Source organism: Bradyrhizobium sp. URHD0069 (genome assembly GCF_000701345.1).
Classification (GTDB): Bacteria; Pseudomonadota; Alphaproteobacteria; order Rhizobiales; family Xanthobacteraceae; genus Bradyrhizobium.
Genome location: NZ_JNIJ01000011.1, coordinates 137,413 through 154,216, shown reverse-complemented (window position 1 = coordinate 154,216; position 16,804 = coordinate 137,413). Strand labels below are relative to the sequence as shown.

Annotated in this window: 19 protein-coding genes and 1 pseudogene; 9 read left to right on the top strand and 11 right to left on the bottom strand. The window is 59.6% G+C overall.

Annotated elements, in window-relative coordinates:
* The first annotated feature begins 255 nt into the window (after nt 1-255).
* Nucleotides 256-651: an EF-hand domain-containing protein gene (locus tag N554_RS0106215; RefSeq protein WP_029582690.1), complete on the top strand. Its 396-nt coding sequence runs from the start codon at nt 256-258 to the stop codon at nt 649-651.
* A gap of 202 nt (nt 652-853) precedes the next feature.
* On the top strand, nt 854-934 hold the full coding sequence (pqqA, locus tag N554_RS35475; RefSeq protein ID WP_036052504.1) for a pyrroloquinoline quinone precursor peptide PqqA: 81 nt from the start codon (nt 854-856) through the stop codon (nt 932-934).
* Nucleotides 935-1,132: 198 nt separating this feature from the next.
* Here the strand turns inward: pqqA and N554_RS0106205 are convergent, their stop codons facing one another.
* Nucleotides 1,133-1,441 (bottom strand): EthD family reductase, encoded by a 309-nt coding sequence (locus N554_RS0106205; RefSeq protein WP_029582689.1) that lies wholly within the window; start codon nt 1,439-1,441, stop codon nt 1,133-1,135.
* Between the two features lie 236 nt (nt 1,442-1,677).
* Here N554_RS0106205 and N554_RS0106200 point away from each other — a divergent pair, with 236 nt between their 5' ends.
* The gene (locus tag N554_RS0106200) at nt 1,678-2,511 is read left to right on the top strand and encodes a hypothetical protein (RefSeq protein WP_029582688.1); all 834 of its coding nucleotides are present in this window, start codon (nt 1,678-1,680) and stop codon (nt 2,509-2,511) included.
* 124 nt (nt 2,512-2,635) lie between these two features.
* Nucleotides 2,636-2,872 carry a hypothetical protein gene (locus tag N554_RS0106195; RefSeq protein WP_029582687.1) on the top strand — a complete coding sequence of 79 codons (237 nt, stop codon included), beginning with the start codon at nt 2,636-2,638 and terminating at the stop codon, nt 2,870-2,872.
* Between the two features lie 23 nt (nt 2,873-2,895).
* Here the strand turns inward: N554_RS0106195 and N554_RS35470 are convergent.
* The 4 genes and pseudogenes from N554_RS35470 to N554_RS0106175 form a co-directional block, all read right to left on the bottom strand.
* Nucleotides 2,896-3,682: pseudogene (locus tag N554_RS35470) on the bottom strand (pentapeptide repeat-containing protein).
* Between the two features lie 47 nt (nt 3,683-3,729).
* Nucleotides 3,730-4,458: an ABC transporter ATP-binding protein gene (locus N554_RS0106185; RefSeq protein ID WP_029582686.1), complete on the bottom strand. Its 729-nt coding sequence runs from the start codon at nt 4,456-4,458 to the stop codon at nt 3,730-3,732.
* On the bottom strand, nt 4,448-5,185 hold the full coding sequence (locus tag N554_RS0106180) for an ABC transporter permease (protein ID WP_029582685.1): 738 nt from the start codon (nt 5,183-5,185) through the stop codon (nt 4,448-4,450). The genes N554_RS0106185 and N554_RS0106180 overlap by 11 nt, the downstream gene beginning before the upstream one ends.
* Nucleotide 5,186: 1 nt before the next feature.
* Nucleotides 5,187-6,167, bottom strand: a complete 981-nt coding sequence (locus tag N554_RS0106175) for an ABC transporter substrate-binding protein (RefSeq protein WP_029582684.1) — start codon at nt 6,165-6,167, stop codon at nt 5,187-5,189.
* A gap of 132 nt (nt 6,168-6,299) precedes the next feature.
* Between N554_RS0106175 and N554_RS0106170 the strand changes: the two genes are divergently transcribed.
* From N554_RS0106170 to N554_RS0106155, 4 genes are all read left to right on the top strand, one after another.
* The gene (locus N554_RS0106170) at nt 6,300-6,659 is read left to right on the top strand and encodes a hypothetical protein (RefSeq protein ID WP_029582683.1); all 360 of its coding nucleotides are present in this window, start codon (nt 6,300-6,302) and stop codon (nt 6,657-6,659) included.
* 859 nt (nt 6,660-7,518) lie between these two features.
* Nucleotides 7,519-9,405: a lanthanide-dependent methanol dehydrogenase XoxF5 gene (xoxF5, locus tag N554_RS0106165; RefSeq protein ID WP_029582682.1), complete on the top strand. Its 1,887-nt coding sequence runs from the start codon at nt 7,519-7,521 to the stop codon at nt 9,403-9,405.
* Nucleotides 9,406-9,480: 75 nt separating this feature from the next.
* A complete protein-coding gene (locus N554_RS0106160) occupies nt 9,481-10,005 on the top strand; it encodes a c-type cytochrome, methanol metabolism-related (protein ID WP_081851123.1) in 525 nt (174 codons plus the stop codon).
* A gap of 82 nt (nt 10,006-10,087) precedes the next feature.
* Nucleotides 10,088-10,972, top strand: coding sequence for a substrate-binding domain-containing protein (locus tag N554_RS0106155; RefSeq protein WP_029582680.1), 885 nt, complete (start codon nt 10,088-10,090; stop codon nt 10,970-10,972).
* A 73-nt stretch (nt 10,973-11,045) separates the two neighbouring features.
* Here the strand turns inward: N554_RS0106155 and N554_RS0106150 are convergent, their stop codons facing one another.
* The 5 genes from N554_RS0106150 to N554_RS0106130 are packed head-to-tail and all read right to left on the bottom strand — an operon-like array spanning nt 11,046 to nt 15,497.
* Nucleotides 11,046-11,660, bottom strand: a complete 615-nt coding sequence (locus N554_RS0106150) for a hypothetical protein (RefSeq protein ID WP_029582679.1) — start codon at nt 11,658-11,660, stop codon at nt 11,046-11,048.
* Nucleotides 11,657-12,505 carry an ABC transporter permease gene (locus tag N554_RS0106145; RefSeq protein WP_029582678.1) on the bottom strand — a complete coding sequence of 283 codons (849 nt, stop codon included), beginning with the start codon at nt 12,503-12,505 and terminating at the stop codon, nt 11,657-11,659. The genes N554_RS0106150 and N554_RS0106145 overlap by 4 nt, the downstream gene beginning before the upstream one ends.
* Nucleotides 12,502-13,317 carry an ABC transporter ATP-binding protein gene (locus N554_RS0106140; RefSeq protein WP_371259459.1) on the bottom strand — a complete coding sequence of 272 codons (816 nt, stop codon included), beginning with the start codon at nt 13,315-13,317 and terminating at the stop codon, nt 12,502-12,504. The genes N554_RS0106145 and N554_RS0106140 overlap by 4 nt, the downstream gene beginning before the upstream one ends.
* Nucleotides 13,317-14,288, bottom strand: a complete 972-nt coding sequence (locus N554_RS0106135; RefSeq protein WP_245283533.1) for a YVTN family beta-propeller repeat protein — start codon at nt 14,286-14,288, stop codon at nt 13,317-13,319. The genes N554_RS0106140 and N554_RS0106135 overlap by 1 nt, the downstream gene beginning before the upstream one ends.
* Before the next feature lie 21 nt (nt 14,289-14,309).
* Entirely contained in the window at nt 14,310-15,497 is a 1,188-nt protein-coding gene (locus N554_RS0106130) for an ABC transporter substrate-binding protein (protein ID WP_029582675.1), read from the bottom strand.
* Between the two features lie 59 nt (nt 15,498-15,556).
* Here N554_RS0106130 and N554_RS37195 point away from each other — a divergent pair, with 59 nt between their 5' ends.
* Complete coding sequence (locus N554_RS37195) at nt 15,557-15,760, top strand: hypothetical protein (RefSeq protein WP_051677342.1); 204 nt, start codon at nt 15,557-15,559, stop codon at nt 15,758-15,760.
* Nucleotides 15,761-15,912: 152 nt separating this feature from the next.
* Here the strand turns inward: N554_RS37195 and fghA are convergent, their stop codons facing one another.
* The gene (fghA, locus tag N554_RS0106120) at nt 15,913-16,755 is read right to left on the bottom strand and encodes an S-formylglutathione hydrolase (RefSeq protein WP_029582674.1); all 843 of its coding nucleotides are present in this window, start codon (nt 16,753-16,755) and stop codon (nt 15,913-15,915) included.
* Between the last annotated feature and the right edge of the window lie 49 nt (nt 16,756-16,804).

Below are 16,804 nucleotides of genomic sequence, written 5' to 3'. Positions count from 1 at the left end.
CGGCCTCCAGCGCCGCTTCACTCGAAACATAGCCACCGATGCGTTCGCGGTCGCAAAAGAGCGACCACCCAATCGGAGCCTTGACGACGTTGTAAACGTGACTTCCCACCGGTCACCCTCACTTCGTTGTCTGCAATTCATATCCAAATCGGAACCGCATGACCACAAGTACGTCATGCTGTCAGCTGCTATGGCAAGTGACCCCGCAGTTCGCACCGCACTTCAGTTCAGGAGAAATGCAGGGAGGGACCTCCAATGATATCTCGCCGATCTATTCTATTCGCTGTCGCGACATTGTTCGGTGGAAGCCTGCCAGCCGTCGCGGGTTCCCGCCGCGTCAATCCGGTCCGAGTGTACGATACGGACAACGACGGAACGCTCGACCTCGGGGAGGTGAAGAAGCCTGCATCGGCCTTGTTCACCAGACTGGACCGCGATCATGATGGCACCGTCGACAGGCGCGAACTGGCCGGGAGATTGAGGGAGTTGGCCGCTGCTGATCCCGACAACGACGGAACGCTGACGGAAGACCAATATCTTGCCGTCGTCGAGCAACGCTTCAATGCGGCAAACCCGGACAAGGATGGAACCCTGGATGCCAAGGAACTAAACAGCGGCGCCGGACGGGCGCTCTTGCGATTATTGAGGTAGTCCCGAAGCCGCAGTGATAACCGCTCGGAACGGGGCGCTGGTTTTGGTTCGTGTCGAACCATATCCGAACTTGTTGAATAAGCGGCGTCGCGCATTTCGAGCGACGCACAACAATACAATGATTTGCACACTTGCGTTACGTCCGAGGCGGTTTTACTTTCACTCCCGCGCGAACACCGCGCATAGTCTATGGGAGGCCCGAATGACTTGGAAAGCTCCGAAGATCATCGAAGTGCCGGTGGGCATGGAAATCAACATGTACGCCTGCGCGGCGCGCAAATAACTGCTTAGAGACGGATCTGCCGGGCTCCAGAAGCGACCTCATGCTTCGAGCCGCGGCAGGGCGTCCGAGCAAAACGTCAGGCTTGTTGACCTGTTTGCCGGGTTTGACGCCTTGGTACTGACCCAAAACACACTATCAGCCAGCCTCGCAGCAGTCTCGCTGCCAGTCTCGTGTAGCGTCTGCGTGTCGGCGTCGCCTTCAGACGTCTTTGGTATCGAAGAAGTAAAAGTCAGCGCCACCATCTGCAAAATTAGCAAGATCCGCCGCCGCGGCCTGCCCTTGAGGTGAGGCCAGCCCTGCTTTCCGAGCGTCAAGCGAATCAAAATACAGCGTGGCGACGAGGTGAATCCCGCTCGATCCAGCAGGAGTTCCGACGACGCCCGCGCTGATGTCATGCTTCTTCAGGCCGGGAATCTTCTTTGCAAGTGGAACGTGAACCGAAGAATAATGCTTGTTGAAGACTTCAGCGTCGCTCGGCTTTTTATAGAGTACCACAATCTTTGCCATTCGATCTCTTCTGGCTGAAATTACCGCCGCCACGGCCCCAACCCTCGGGTCCAATATATTGGGTCCAATATAGATGCCGGTCAGGCAGTGTAGTGTGACGAATCGAGCGTTTCTGCGCCTAGCCATCGATCTTCGCATTGTGATAACCTATTCTCCGTCAGTGATGCTGTCGTTTTCCATTCACCAACGGTTCTTGGATGTGGATTCCTTTTGGTCCAGCGGCGTTTCGGACTGCGATGGTGTGTTTTTCAACGCTGGCTCCAGCCTGCGTGCATGCGGAAGGCATCGGTACCGAGCATCTGTTTGGCTTCATGATCGGTACGGATGTCGGCAGCGTCGGCGAACGCGAATTCCAGAGCCAGACCACCGGACAATTTTCCAAGGGTGGCGGGAAGTATCGGGCGATCAACCAGGAATTCGAATTGGAGTTCGTACCCGCCAAGAATTTCAGGATCGAGGTGGGAAGCGCCTTTGCGTCTCACGATATCAACGGCATCCCCGGAGTTGAGGACCGCCGCCAGTTGGCTTGGCAAGGTGTCTTCCTTGATTTGCGCTACAGATTTCTGGACCGGGTTGAAGCGCCGTTCGGTCTGACATTGGCGCTGGAGACTCATGCCGACAGGATCGATGAGACGACGGCGGCCCTTGCCCGGAGATACGGGACCGAGCTGAGGTTAGCCCTCGATCGGGAATTGATCCCAAACCGCGTCGTGGCTGCATTCAATCTGTTCTATGAGCCGGAATGGATACATTTGCTCGCTACGGGGCTCGCCGAGCAGGAATCGACGGCTGGGGCCGCGATCGCTGTGATGGCCCAAATCCGCCCGGGTTTCCTCATCGGCGGCGAAGTGCGCTATCTTAGGAAATACGATGGTATCGGTCTGGGCGAGTTTGCCGGGCAGGCGCTGTTTGTCGGTCCGACCGCGTACCTCCAATTGTCGGAGCGCACCCGGCTGACAGCCGCCTGGAGCGTTCAGGCCTGGGGGCGGGCGGTCGGATCAACTGCAGCCCTGGATCTCCTCAATTTCGAACGCCACCAAGCCAGGCTGATATTCGGGGTTAGTTTCTGATCTTCCGACCCTCGCAGCACTGCGCCGGCGGTATCGGGTTGGATTTCTCAGCTATTTGAAACTTCGTTAGGCCATCGCCGTTTCTACTTGTGCTATATTGCTGCCGAAGCAAAGGGTGTTCGGCATGAACGCTATCGATCTGATTGTGACAGTCTGCGCCGTGCTGTCGCCGGCGACGTGCGAAGAGACGCATCTGGTGTTTTCCGGGGCCGCTTCCCTGCAGCAGTGCGTGACGGGCGCGCCGCCCTATATTGCACAGTGGGTGGGCGAACATCCGAAATGGACCGCGGTACGGTGGCGCTGCGAATATCCGCACAGCAAGGATAGGGCCAATGCGCGCGAGGCGACGCCCGCGGGCTGATCGCGCCGTCACTCCCTTAGCCGTCACTCCCTTATTAGACGATCGCGATTTTTCGCCTTGTCGAAATTTTTCGCCTGGTCGAGACCAATCGGAGCGATCAACTTCGCTGAAGCGAGATCAGCACCGTCGAAATCGGTGCCGATGACGATGACACCGGTCAGATCGGCTCCCCCGAGTTGGGCTCTCTTGAGGGAGGCGCCCGTCAGATCGGCGCCCTTCAGTGAAGCAAATTCGAGATCGACGCGAGACAGGTCGGCGCCGCGGGCGTTCAGGCGTTCCAGATTGGCGGATTTCAATACCGCGCGCATGAGGCCCATCGACTGGTTGCGCATATCGGCACCCAAATGTGCATCCGCGATCGAGGCTCCGACAAGGCTCGCGCCGGTAAGGTCGGCGGTAACGCGCGCCTTCGAGAGATCGGCGCCGAGCCATCTGCGAGGCGAACATGCTCGCACCCTTCAGGCTCACGCCCGTCAGGTCCGCTTTGAGCAGCCATGCCTGGTCGAGGACGGCATGATCGAGGTTCGCGCCGGCGAGCTTCGTCTTGTTGAGCCGCGCCGCGCGAAAAATCGCGCCGGAAAAGTCTAGTCTCGAAAGATCGAGATTGGACAATTTCTTGCCGGTGAAATCGGCCGGCGCGGTGGCGGTGGCGGTGGCGATGGCCAGCGCGCCTTCGACTTGCCCGCGGGTCATTTCGGCCGAGACCATATCGGACGACGACAGATCGACGCCGCGCATCATGTCCTGCGCCGCCGCCGTTACGGCGAGCAGACCAAGGCTAAGCGCCGCGCCTCCAAACGTGCGCCTCATCGCCAACTCCTCCGGCGACGTATTTTAGCACGCAACACAAACGCTGCCTATAAGGCATCTCCATTCGCACTATCACCATTGGTCCGCCGCGCAATCTCTGCTTTGATCGCAGCAATCTCGGCTTCGCCGCGCGCCTTGCGTGGTGTGCGAATTGGCAGTTCGGCGAGAATCCGCGCCGGTCGCGACGACAGCAGAAACACCCGGTCGCCGAGGCGAATCGCGTCGTCCACGTCGTGGGTGACAAGCAGTGTCGTCACGGATTGGCTGTCCACCAAAGTGGCGATCTGGTCGCGCAGGCGCATGGCAAGGGCGTCGTCGAGCGATGTCAGCGGTTCGTCGAGAATGAGGAAACCCGGTTCGACCGCGAACGCACGGGCCAGCGCGACCCGGCGCGCGAGGCCGAGGGATAATTCGCCGGGAAAATGGCTGCGATGTGCGTTCAATTCCAGAACTGTGAATAGCGCGGAAAGCGCTACGTCATCCGCCCGCGGCGCGGCAAGCCGCACATTTTCTTCGACCGACCGCCAAGGCAGTAGCCGCGGCTCCTGAAACACCATGCCGATCCGTGCGTCTGCCGGACGGACAACGCGGCCCTGATAGTCCTGGTCGAGACCGGCAATGATCTTCAGCATAGTACTTTTGCCACAGCCGGATGGTCCGACGAAGACGCCAACCTCTCCGGCGCCGAGCACAAATTTTAAATCGACGAGCACGTCGTGCCGCTCGCCCGCCGCGTTTGTGAACGCCTTGCGGGCGATTTCGACCTCAAGCTGCACGGGGGCGCCACCTCGATACTCGGGCTTCAAATGGTTGCACCAGGACGGTTTCGATGATGAGCACCACCGCCACGAAACTCAGCGCATAGGCGAGCAGACGAGGAATGTCGAATAGCTGAAAGGCGACACCGATCTCGAAGCCGACGCCATTTGGACGACCGAGCAATTCCGCAACCAGGACGATTTTCCAGACGAGAGAGAGACCGGATCGCGCGGCAGCCGCGATGTAGGGCGCCAGTTGCGGCAGTATGACGTGCCGGAACGCCCTCCAGCGCGGCATCGCAAACACTCTCGCCATTTCGTCGAGGGTCGTATCGAGTGCACGGGTTCCCTCGCGCACCGTGACGACGGCGGTGGGTAGCTTGTTGATGGCGATGGCCGCAATCGCGGCGACCTCTGTCAATCCGGCCCAGATATACGCAAGGACGATGACGACGAGCGCCGGCAGGTTCAGCAGCAGGATCAGCCAAGGATCGCCGACCCGATCGGCAAGACGTATCCGACCCATCAGATAACCGATCGCAGTACCTAGTGTCATCGCCAACGTGAAGGCGAGCGCAACGCGCGCCAATGTCACGCCGAGATTCAAGAACAGCGCGCCGGAGTTGGCTGCCTCAACAATTGCCGCCAACACAGCGGGAGGTGGTGGCAGCTTCTCTCCGCCAGCGAACAGCGCGGCGATCCACCAGGTGGCAAGAAACGTGGTGAATGACAGAAAACGGAACATCTCAGTCTTCGGAGATCGCACGATAGAATGTGCCGGGGTCAAGGTCTTGGGCCGGGCCCACAATCTCGCGGCCTCCGATCTCCGCCAGCGCGCGATAGAGTACGCGCGCGTCGGCTTCTTCGTCGGCGATCGGGCGGCGTGGAATTCCCTCCCGATAGCGATCACGGTAGGCGTGCAAGGTTGCGGTGTCGGCGGTACCCGTCAGCGGCGCGATCTTTTCCCACTCCGCATCTGAGGTCGCCAAAATCTCCTTCGCCCCTCTGGTCATTGCGATGAAACGGGCAACCACATCGCGATTTGCGCTCCCCCATGTCTCATTGAAGACGTACCCGATCATCGCCGTGCGGCCCTTGGCTCCGAGCTTCGGCAGAAGATCCTCGATAGTTGTGAGGCGGCGCAAGCCTTTCGCTTCCAGCGCGGCGCAGAAATTCCAATAATTCAGCGTGGCGTCCATTTCGCCGCTGAGTGTCTTGGCCGCCAACAGCGGTGGCGAACCGTAAACAATCGTCGACTCTGACTTCAGGTCAACGCCATCCTGCTTCGTCGCCGCCCGCAGCAGCAGCCAATTTTTGTCGATCGGGCCGCCGGCGACGGCGAGTTTGCGGCCCTTGAGATCCGCCAATGTCCGGATCGAAGATGTGTTTGATACCATCACTGCGCCGAGCGCGCTCGAATACGGGTAGAACGTCAGCTTGGCGCCCAACCCGCGCTCGCGCGCCACCCATACCCAATCAGCGACGATGACGTCGGCGGCACCACCGCGCAACGCGATTTTGCCAGCTTCCGGACTGGCAAGCTCATTGACCTCAACCGCAAGGCTCGCCTTCTTGTCGAGCCCGTGAGCGCGGATCACAGCCAGTTCCCAAGCGAATGTGCCGGTCTTCTGCACTGCAACCCGTATCGTTTCGGTGGCGCGGGAAGGAGCGCCGGACACCGCGGCGAAAACGGCTGCCGCCAGCAGAATACGGATGAAAATGTGCATTGCCCTGGCTATCGAACTCCGAACGCCCAACAAGACATCTAATGACCCGACAAATTTTGCTGTGTCATTTCTCGGCGCGCTTCCTTTCCATATAATAGCGCAGTTCGCAGTCTCACCAGCAGGAGAAACGTGATGACGCTTGCCGGATTGATGCGACTTATTGTCTGCGGGCTGGTCGTTCTGGGAGCGATGGCCGCTGTCGCGCGTGCTGACGAGGTCAACGATTATCCGACGGCGGCGCGATCGGAGTATGTTTTCGGCTGTCTCAAGGCGAATGGCGAAACACGGCAGGCGATCAATCAATGCTCCTGCTCGATCGACGTCATCGCATCGCTGCTGCCCTACGATCGATACGTCACGGCCGAAACCGTCCTTAGCATGGCGCAGATGCGGGGAGACCTTGGTGAACCATTCCGCTCTGCCGAACAGGCGACAAGTGCGGTCAATGATCTGCGACGTGCTCAGGCAGAAGCGGAAGTGAGATGTTTCTGATGCGCGCTGTTCGCGATCGTACCTTCCCTTTTGGCGATAGTGAAGCGAATGTGCACGCATTGTAGTCGTCGAGCAGTTCTCATCGCCATGGTTCCGAGGCAATCGCGGCAAAGGGCCGCCCGCCTTTCGTTCACAGATCCGTGACCGGAACCGCTGCTGCGCGGAGATGACGCGAAGCTCCTCGATCACCGCCAGCCGTGCGGCCGACAACTTGGTTCCATCCCTGAAGAATGCTGCATCGCCGAAGACATGATCCGGGTGACCGTAAGCGTTTATGACGCATCGGATCGGCTTTTTGTGCGGGCGTGAATGGCTGCGAGCAGTTGTCTGGCTTCGCGCAGGCTGCCTCCGTATCGATCACCGCGCCGCATCGCCTCCGATGATGAACCCGATATTGGCAATGGCCTTCGTTCACGCGTCATGAGCGCCGTTGCACCCGCGTGGGACAAAAGGCCAGGCGCTCGCTGCTCCTGCGCGAGCGTTGGCTCGGCGACATTACAAACGCGGCAAGATTACAAACGCGGCAAGAATGACACAGCGATGACTCATCCGCACGGTGTCGATCGCCGCACGACACTCAATGCTTGGCGCTGCGTAGCAACAGCAACGGGAAAGACTCGAGAGAATTATTTCTGTTGCACGCTGCAATTGACGGGCATAGCATTTGATTGTTTCCGGCTTCAATTGGACCTCGGTTCACTGAATGGCCGATGTCCCGTAGGAGTTGGCGGACGCAGACACCGAAGGTGTAACGCGTATTGGCTTTCGGGAAATGCATTCCGTAGGCAAGAGCTGATGCTGGGCGCATCACAGCCCACCGCATAAAGATAAGACTTAAAGCAACATGGGAGGTTTCGTTATGCGCACGGTGCAACTCGCAACCTGTCTTGGCGCCATCGTGGCGTTCGCTGCAGGCGCCGCCAATGCCAACGACGAATTGATCAAAATGTCGCAAAACCCAAAGGACTGGGTGATGCCGACAGGCGACTACGCCAACACGCGCTACTCGAAGCTAAATCAGATTACCGCAGCCAATGCTGGCAAACTGCAGGTCGCATGGACGTTTTCGACCGGCGTGCTGCGCGGCCACGAAGGCGGACCGCTCATCATCGGAAACATCATGTACGTCCATACGCCATTTCCGAATAAGGTCTACGCCCTCGACCTTGCCGACGAGAATAAGATCGTTTGGGTATATGAACCCAAACAAGATCCGAACGTCATCCCGGTAATGTGCTGCGACACGGTGAATCGTGGCGTGTCCTACGCGGACGGCAAGATCTTCTTGCACCAGGCCGACACGACTCTCGTCGCCCTCGATGCCAAGGTCGGGAAACTCGTCTGGTCGGTGAAGAACGGAGATCCCAGCAAGGGCGAGTCCGGTACGTCGTCACCGATGGTCTTCAAGGACAAGGTCATCGTCGGCATCTCGGGCGGCGAATTCGGCGTGCGCGGTTCGGTGACCGCCTACAACATCAAGGACGGCAAGCGGGTCTGGCGCGGCTATTCGATGGGACCCGACAGCGACACGCTGATCGATCCGGTGAAGACCACGCATCTCGGTAAGCCGGTCGGCAAGGACTCCGGCACCAACACCTGGCAGGGCGACCAGTGGAAGATCGGCGGCGGACCGACGTGGGGCTGGTACTCCTACGATCCCGAGCTGAACTTGATGTATTACGGATCGGGCAACCCTTCGACCTGGAATCCGAACCAGCGGCCGGGTGACAATCGCTGGTCGATGACCATCTTTGCGCGGGACGTCGATACCGGCATGACCCGCTGGGTTTATCAGATGACCCCGCACGACGAGTGGGACTATGACGGCGTCAACGAAATGATCCTCAGCGATCAGCAGTTCGGTGGTCAGGCGCGTAAGCTGCTGACCCATTTCGACCGCAACGGGCTCGCTTATACGCTCGATCGGGTCTCTGGCGAATTGCTGGTGGCCGAGAAGTACGATCCCAAGGTCAACTGGACCACCGGCGTCGACATGAACAAGAGCTCGCCGACCTATGGCCGCCCCAAGGTTGTTGATCAATACTCGACCGAAAAGGGCGGCGAGGACCAAAACGTCAAAGGTATCTGCCCGGCCGCGCTCGGCACCAAGGACGAACAGCCGGCAGCCTATTCGCCGGATACGCAGCTGTTCTATGTTCCGACCAACCATGTCTGCATGGATTACGAACCGTTCAAGGTGAACTACACCGCGGGCCAACCCTATGTCGGGGCAACGCTCTCGATGTATCCGCCTCCCGGCGAAACCCACATGGGTAACTTCATCGCCTGGGACAACAAGACCGGCAAGATCGTCTGGTCGAACAAGGAGCAGTTCTCGGTTTGGTCGGGCGCGCTCGCCACCGCCGGTGGCGTGGTGTTCTACGGAACGCTCGAAGGCTACCTCAAGGCGGTTGATGCCAAGACCGGCAAGGAGCTCTACAAGTTCAAGACCCCGTCCGGCATCATCGGCAACGTCACGACCTACGAGCAGGGCGGTAAGCAATACGTTGCGGTGCTGTCCGGCATCGGTGGCTGGGCGGGCATCGGCCTGGCGGCGGGGCTGCTGACCCCTGAGGGTGCCGCTGAATGGCAGGGCGCCGCAGGCCGTGCGGCGGCGGGCCGTGCATTGGAATCCGCCGAGAGGAACGTGGACACCGCCGGCCTCGGTGCCGTCGGCGGCTATGCAGCTCTCAGCAACTACACCGCGCTCGGTGGAACGCTCACGGTGTTCGCACTACCGCAGTGAGCTGACCCAGAAGATCGTCCCGGCGCGTGGATCCACTCCACGCGCCGGCTCGTTGCGGACTCGAACATCGAGGATATGCTCTTGCGTACAGTTTGCTTCGTGGTTGCCACGATAGCCCTCGTGGCATCTGGAGGGTTCACTTTTGCCGACGACGCTGTCGACCCGACGGCAGTCAAATCCGAAGACGGCAAGTATCTGGATAAAGAAGGCAATCCCACCTTTAAGGTCGCGGCCGACGGTACCGTCGACTGGTATACGTATTCCGGATACCGCCGCTACCACGCGGATTGTCACGTCTGTCACGGTCCCGATGGTGAGGGCTCGACCTATGCACCCGGGCTGAAGAACTCGCTGAAGACGATGAGCTATGGTGGGTTCCTCGACGTGGTCGCAAGCGGTCGCAAAAATGTCAGTACTTCCCAGGGGAATGTCATGCCGGCGTTCGGCGACAATCCGAACGTTGCCTGTTACATGGACGATCTCTACGTCTATCTACGTGCCCGCGCCTACGACGCCGTGGGGCGCACGCGGCCTGCGAAGCATGAAGACAAGCCCCCTGCCGCGAAGCAGGCGGAAGACGCCTGCATGGGAAAGCGCTGATCGAACGGCGCACCTTGGCTGGTTACCGGAGGAGATCCTCGATGCCTGGCCGGCGGCGGCGATCAACAAAGGGAAGACGACGATGACGAATGCCGCGTGCCACCGCTGGCTCTTGATTTCGCTTGTTTCGATCATTGCGACGCCGATCGACTGCGAAGTGTCGCGAGCGCAGACTCCCGAAGGCACCGACCTGTCGATTGAACTGGTCGATCCAAGGGTGTTGAGAGTATGTGCCGACCCGCGAAATTTGCCGTTCTCCAACGATAAGGGCGAAGGATTCGAGGACAAGCTCGCTGAATTGTTTGCTGAGAAGCTACATAAAAAGCTGGACTACACGTACTTTCCGCAAGTCACTGGCTTCGTTCGAATGACGCTAGCCGCCCATCGTTGTGACGTTATCATGGGTTTACCGCAGGGCGACGATCTGGCCCAGGGCACCAATCCCTATTACCGTACGGCATACGCGCTGGTCGCCAAACAAGGCAGCGGCCTCGATGAGGTCGCGACGCTTGCGGACGGGCGGCTGAAGGGCAAACGTATCGGCATCGTTGCCGGCACGCCGCCTGCCACCAACATGGCGGCCGCCGGCCTGATGACAAGTGCCAAGCCGTACCCGCTTATGATCGATACGCGCGTCGACTCTTCGGCAGCGGCAATGATCAAGGATCTGATGTCGGGTGAGATCGACGCCGGCGTTCTCTGGGGGCCGACGGCGGGCTACTACGCCAAACAGGTCAGCCCGCCATTGCACGTCACGCCTCTGATCAAGGAAACGTCGGGATCTCGGCTTGTCTATCGCATCGGCATGGGTGTTCGGCCAGCCGATCAAAATTGGAAGCGGATGCTCAACCGTCTGATCCAGGAGAACCAGCCGGCGATCAACAAGATCCTGCTCGACTTCGGCGTTCCGCTACTCGACGACAATGATAGACCGATCACTGCGGAGATGACAACGAAGCAGCCATGATGTGGAAGCTTGCGAGCTTGATGCAGCGAAGCTCGCTTAACAGGAGGCTAAGGGATAGGTTGCGCCAAGCGCGCTATTCCATCTCCTGCTGGATGACGCGACCAAGGGCGAACAGCCGCTGCTCGATCGCCGTCGGTACCTCACACACGAATCTGAGCACGCGTTGCCGGTCATCGAAAATTCGCGTTTTCCATACCAATTGATTGCCGAGCTCGTCTATCTTGGCCTGGTCCGGCGTGGGCGCATCCTGCAGCGCGTGCAGTGCTACTGTGTCGGCACGAATCCGGTCTGCGGCTTCGCGTTGCTTGCGAGTCACTCGTTCAAGCCCCCTCATGACCGCGGAGCGCTCGGCGTTTAGCGTATCGAACAGACCGGCGAACAGCAGCTTGCCTGCCTCGCTTTTTTGGCCAGCCGATTCAGATAGAAACTCTACGATCATTTTTTCCGCTTCATCGAGCGGCGTGCGCCGTGCGGCAAGACGAGGAACCAGCGCACTGACCTTGACGTCATCCTTCCACTTGCTTGCGGTATCGTCGATCGCCGGACCATTCCAGACCGCGGCGAGCGAGATTTCGGGCACCTTGGCCTGGGTGCAGGGCCAGTCGGGATAGCGCGGATCGGCGGCAAGGCTTCCGTCAACCGGACCGGCCACCGCACCTATCACGCAGAGCGTCGCCAACACTCTCATGTTTCGCCTCCTGCCGGCCCGCGGCGGCTGAGGCCGCGCGACGGATCATAGGCGAGCACGGCGCCGATCATGAATATTGCCGTGCAGCCCGCGACCACTGCGAGCGAAATCCAGTTCATCTTCCCGTACAGGGCAAAGCGTATCAATTCGACCGCATGGGTGAATGGATTGAACTGGCACACATAGTACAGCATCGGGCTTCCTTCCTGCACCCGCCACAAGGGGTAAAGAGCAGAGGAAGCGAAAAACATCGGAAAGATCACGAAGTTCATTACGCCGGCGAAATTCTCGAGTTGCCTGATGCCGGATGAGATCAGCATGCCAAGCGCTCCGAGCGTAAACCCGGACAGCACCAGCGCAGGCAAAACCGCGAGATAGCCGATCGGCGGCGGCTCGATATCCCAAAACCACGCGATCAGCAGGAAGGCATAGACTTGAACGATGGAGACCACGGTCCCCGCCAGAAGCTTGCACCCCAACAGATACCAGCGGGGCATCGGGCTCACCAAAAGCGTGCGCATGTTTCCCATCTCGCGGTCGTAGACCATCGAGAGCGACGATTGCATCCCGTTAAACAGCTGGATCATCGCCATCAGTCCTGGCGTGATGTAGACCTCATAGAGAATGTAGGTCTCGTATGGCGGGATGATGGAGATGCCGAGCACCTGGCGGAAGCCGGCGGCGAAGATGAACAGCCACACCAGCGGCCGCACCAGCGCCGAGACGAAGCGTTCACGCTGGTGCACGAAGCGCAATCCCTCGCGCCACACGATGCCGTTCAGGCAGGTAAGATATTGCGCGAACGAAAAACCCGGAAGTTTCTGGTTTGCGATCGCCGCGTTCATGGCGCGGCATCCCTGGATCCCAACCCAATTTCGGTCAACTGCGCGAAGATGGAATGCAAGTCGCGCGCCTTGGCCCTCGCGACGATTTCTGCGACCTTACCTTCTGCGAGAATCCGGCCGCGGTGCAGAATAACGAGATCGTCGCTGGACACGATCTCGTCGAACAGGTGCGTGGCCCAAAGCACGCCGATGCCTTGCTCGCTGACCAGACCTCGTACATGGCCGAGGATCTCGGCTCGCGCCTTGACGTCGAGCCCGACCGTCGCCTCGTCGAGCAGCAGAAGCCGCGGCCCATGCAGAAGGGCCCGTGCAATTTCCAAGCGCCGCATCTGGCCGCCCGAGAGGTCGCGCACCTTGCTGCCAGGGCGATCGGCAAGGCCCATTCGCGACAGCACTTCGTCGGAGCGCACCCGCGCCTCGCGCCGACTGATGCCGTGCAGGGCAGCATGATATAGCAGGTTTTGGGTGACGGAGAGATCGAGATCCAGCGTGCGCGGTTGGAACACCACGCCCATGCAGCGCAGCGCCTCGCCCGGCTCGTAGCCGATATCGTGATTGAAAATGGCGATGCGTCCGGCTTGCATGCCGAACAGCCGGGTGATGATGGAAAACAGCGTGCTCTTGCCCGCGCCATTGAGCCCAAGCAGTGCCGTAAAGCTCCCCGGCGCGACGGTGAAGCTGACATTGTCGAGTGCTTTGCGGGTGCCATAGCAATGGCTGACGCCTTCGATCGCCAGCGCCGCACCGTCAGGATAGGCCGCGCCATGAAGGCCGGTTGCCTTGTCGTCAGCGATGGATGGTTCGGGGTTCATCATTGCTTCGCGATTGTGATGCCCCAAGGCAGTTCGCCGACCTGAATGGTCTTTATCACCTTGAGCGCCGCGACATCGATGACGGAGACATCGTTCGATACGCCATTCGTGACCAGAAGGAATTTTTCATCCGGAGTAAACGCCATATGCCAGGCGCGCTGCCCGACCAGCAGATATTTGGTGACCTGATGGCTCGCGGCATCGACCACCGCGACTCGGTTGGCAGGCCCGAGTGCGATGAACGCGGTCTTTCCGTCGGCAACGATACTGATCCCAACTGGCTGGATTGCCTCTTTCCGCATACCGGGAATATTGAAGGTGACCTTTTTCGTGACCGTGCGCTTCGCCGGATCGATGACGGCGACGGTGCCGCCGATCTCTGAAGAAACCCACAACTCGGATCCGTCGCGCTTGAATTCGGCGTAACGCGGCCGCGCATCGACCAAAACATTCGCTACGATCTGGCGCGTTTCGGTATCGATGAAGTGCGCCATGTTGGTCGTCTCTGAGGTATTGATAAGAAATCTTCCGTCCGGGCTGAGCGCCATGCCCTCCGGCTCGACGCCGACTTGAACGTCGCCGATGCGTGTGCGCTTTTCGATATCAATGACAGTGACGGTGTTGTCGTTCTCGTTGGCGACGTAGAGAATTTTGCCTGCCTTGTCTTGGACAAAGAGTTCGGGATCGGGTCCCGAGGGCAGGGTGTTTGTCACCTCCCTAGTGGCGGTATCGATCATCTGAATGGTGTTATCGTCGCCGACCGCCACCAGCACGAACTTGCCATCCCTGGTCAATTCGATGCCGCGCGGCCGCTGGCCGACCTTGATGGTCTTGATCACGGCCCACTTATCGGTATCGATCACCGAAACGGTGTTGCTCTTTTCGTTCGACACATAGGCGATAAACGCGCCGGCGGGCAGAGTGCCCGCCAGCCAGACGGCAATTCCGGAAACCAAGCAATGACGCAACATGCGAAAGATCTCCATCGCCTTTCAGTGCAGCCTGCACCTGGTTTCGGGTTGGTCCACGCCAAGCGTATCAAGCTCCGAGACCTGATGCAGGAATCCTTCTTGCGGCGAGACCGAAACCACCATGCGGCCATCCACGAGCAAGATCGGCTGACGAAGCTGCAGATTCCAGGCTCGAAGCGTAAGTCGCTGGCCCTTGAATGCCGCGATGGAAAAATCCGGCCCCTTGAGGAAGTCGAGCACCGTTTTGCGGTCGCTTGAATTCACGCGCGACACCGCCTCGCCAATCATGCGAACCGCAATCCATGCCTGCATATCGAGCGCCGTCATCCGCCGCGAATTGAGCTTGAGAAACCGGTTTTGCAGCTGGACTGCGCCCCACTGGTCCTGAGCGGCGTCCCAGCTTTTCGGCACAAGGCCAGCGGACCCGGCGACCGGCCGCGGGTCCCAGGTTCGGTAGGGCAGGTACGGCGCAAATACCTCGCTCTCGTCTGCTGCGACGAGGATATCATAGGCAGGAGCCTGCTGAGTGAATACCGGAATCTGACGCTGAATCAGGGTAACGCCGCTATCGGTGCGTCGTGCGCCGCCAGTGTCCTCGAACACCCTTTCCTGAACGATTTTCGCACCGAAGCGGGTTGCGGCACGTCGTAACGTCGCGGCGAAAAGCCGGTCTTCGTCATGCGAGCCAACCACCATCATCCAGCGCTTCCACTGCTTCCAAACGAGATACTGGGCGAGAGCGTCCGCCAGCATCGAACGTGTCGGTGCGACGTGGATCAGGTTGGTCCGGCAATCTTCCTCGCGCAAGCGATCATCGATCGCGCCGGCATTGAACAATACGGTTCCACGATCGCGGATTGCATCGGCGGCCTTCAGCAGCGAGTCCGCGGGAAGATCGGCAATGATGAAGGCGATGTTCCGATCGGCGAGCGCGGTAGCAGCCTTGGTCACGTCATCACCATCTTTGAGCCGAAATTCCTCCAGGGTAAAATGTTGATTCAGGAACTTGCCGGTGGTGTTGTTATCCTCGATCGCTAGCCGGGCGCCAGCCACGCCGTCGTTGTCGGCAGGCTGCTCGACGATCGACAGTGTCGGCTTGATGTCGGCGCGACGAAGATAGCCGATGCCGATCTCGAGAGGACCGGCCGCGAGCGCGCCTGTGACCAACACGCTCAGGCACACCGTCACGCCGACAAGCAGTCGGGTCATGTCTTCTCCTTGGGGCTTCCTTCGACTGACGGACGATAGAAGTAGTTCCGGTTTGAAACATGGCCGAACCGTTTTATGCTGTCTATACTTGCGCCGCCGTGAATTCACGGACCAGGAACATCCGAATTGCTGGCTTTGTCATTGCGCTGATGCTGTTGGTCCTATCGCCGGCATATGCCCACCCGCTCAAAGTCGCTGTGTTCGACTTCGAACTGCTCGATACCAGCCTGCAGGACGAAGTGAATGGACCACAGGCGGACTAACAGCGGCGGCTGAGGGATGTCACCGAACGCCTGTGCAAAGGCTTGGCGAAGCCGGAAAGTTTGTCGTCTTCGATGTCGCGGCGGTCAATGCTGCAGCGCACGCTAATAACTCGTGCCCAACTACGTGCACCGCAGTGAGCGGGTGATCGAGCCTATGCTTTGAGCCGGGCGGTATGCCAACGCAGGTGATCGGCCATGAAGGTGGAAACGAAGTAGTAGCTGTGGTCATAACCTTCCTGGCGACGGAGATTGAGAGGGATGCCTGCTTTCGAACATGCCTGCTCTAGCAATTCCGGACGAAGCTGTTCCTCCAGGAACGGATCGGCATCGCCGACATCGACCAGAAAATCGGGAAATCTGGCGCCGTCCTCGATCAGAGAAACCGTGTCATGCTTGCGCCATGCCTCATTGTCGCCGAGATAGCCTGTCAGCGCCTTGATACCCCAGGGGACTTGCGAGGGTGCGACGATCGGTGAAAAGGCGGTGGCGGCGCGGTAGCGATCGGGATGGGACAATGCGATCGTTAGCGCGCCATGGCCGCCCATCGAGTGTCCGAGGATGGACTGCCGTTTTAGATCTGCAGGAAATTGTGCGGTGATCAATTCGGGAAGTTCTTTGGTCACGTAGCTCCACATGCGGTAGTTCCGCGAGAACGGCGGTTGCGTCGCGTCGACATAAAAGCCGGCACCGAGCCCGAAATCGTAGGCGCCGGCGGGATCACCGGGCACGCCTTCACCGCGCGGGCTGGTGTCTGGCGCGACAAAAATCAGGCCCAACTCGGCGCATGTCTTGCGAAATTCGCCCTTTTCCGTGACGTTGGCGTGGGTGCAGGTCAGGCCGGACAGATACCAGACCACCGGTAGCTTCCCGTCGCCTTCATGCGGAGGAACATAGACCGAAAAGGTCATGCTCGTTCCGGTCTCGCGGCTGGCGTGCTTGTAAACACCCTGCATGCCGCCGTGCGATTTATTTAGGGAAACGGTTTCGACCGTCATGATTTACGGCTCCAGCGCCGCAGGGCGACGGGATTGTAGGGCGATCGGC

Bases quoted from the DNA above. Each gene is read 5' to 3' on its own strand.
- N554_RS0106215 (WP_029582690.1), top strand. From the start codon at position 256: ATGATATCTCGCCGATCTATTCTATTCGCTGTCGCGACATTGTTCGGT.
- pqqA (WP_036052504.1), top strand. From the start codon at position 854: ATGACTTGGAAAGCTCCGAAGATCATCGAAGTGCCGGTGGGCATGGAA.
- N554_RS0106205 (WP_029582689.1), bottom strand. From the start codon at position 1,441: ATGGCAAAGATTGTGGTACTCTATAAAAAGCCGAGCGACGCTGAAGTC.
- N554_RS0106200 (WP_029582688.1), top strand. From the start codon at position 1,678: ATGGTGTGTTTTTCAACGCTGGCTCCAGCCTGCGTGCATGCGGAAGGC.
- N554_RS0106195 (WP_029582687.1), top strand. From the start codon at position 2,636: ATGAACGCTATCGATCTGATTGTGACAGTCTGCGCCGTGCTGTCGCCG.
- N554_RS0106180 (WP_029582685.1), bottom strand. From the start codon at position 5,185: ATGTTCCGTTTTCTGTCATTCACCACGTTTCTTGCCACCTGGTGGATC.
- N554_RS0106175 (WP_029582684.1), bottom strand. From the start codon at position 6,167: ATGCACATTTTCATCCGTATTCTGCTGGCGGCAGCCGTTTTCGCCGCG.
- N554_RS0106170 (WP_029582683.1), top strand. From the start codon at position 6,300: ATGACGCTTGCCGGATTGATGCGACTTATTGTCTGCGGGCTGGTCGTT.
- xoxF5 (WP_029582682.1), top strand. From the start codon at position 7,519: ATGCGCACGGTGCAACTCGCAACCTGTCTTGGCGCCATCGTGGCGTTC.
- N554_RS0106160 (WP_081851123.1), top strand. From the start codon at position 9,481: ATGCTCTTGCGTACAGTTTGCTTCGTGGTTGCCACGATAGCCCTCGTG.
- N554_RS0106155 (WP_029582680.1), top strand. From the start codon at position 10,088: ATGACGAATGCCGCGTGCCACCGCTGGCTCTTGATTTCGCTTGTTTCG.
- N554_RS0106150 (WP_029582679.1), bottom strand. From the start codon at position 11,660: ATGAGAGTGTTGGCGACGCTCTGCGTGATAGGTGCGGTGGCCGGTCCG.
- N554_RS0106145 (WP_029582678.1), bottom strand. From the start codon at position 12,505: ATGAACGCGGCGATCGCAAACCAGAAACTTCCGGGTTTTTCGTTCGCG.
- N554_RS0106140 (WP_371259459.1), bottom strand. From the start codon at position 13,317: ATGAACCCCGAACCATCCATCGCTGACGACAAGGCAACCGGCCTTCAT.
- N554_RS0106135 (WP_245283533.1), bottom strand. From the start codon at position 14,288: ATGTTGCGTCATTGCTTGGTTTCCGGAATTGCCGTCTGGCTGGCGGGC.
- N554_RS0106130 (WP_029582675.1), bottom strand. From the start codon at position 15,497: ATGACCCGACTGCTTGTCGGCGTGACGGTGTGCCTGAGCGTGTTGGTC.
- N554_RS37195 (WP_051677342.1), top strand. From the start codon at position 15,557: ATGGCCGAACCGTTTTATGCTGTCTATACTTGCGCCGCCGTGAATTCA.
- fghA (WP_029582674.1), bottom strand. From the start codon at position 16,755: ATGACGGTCGAAACCGTTTCCCTAAATAAATCGCACGGCGGCATGCAG.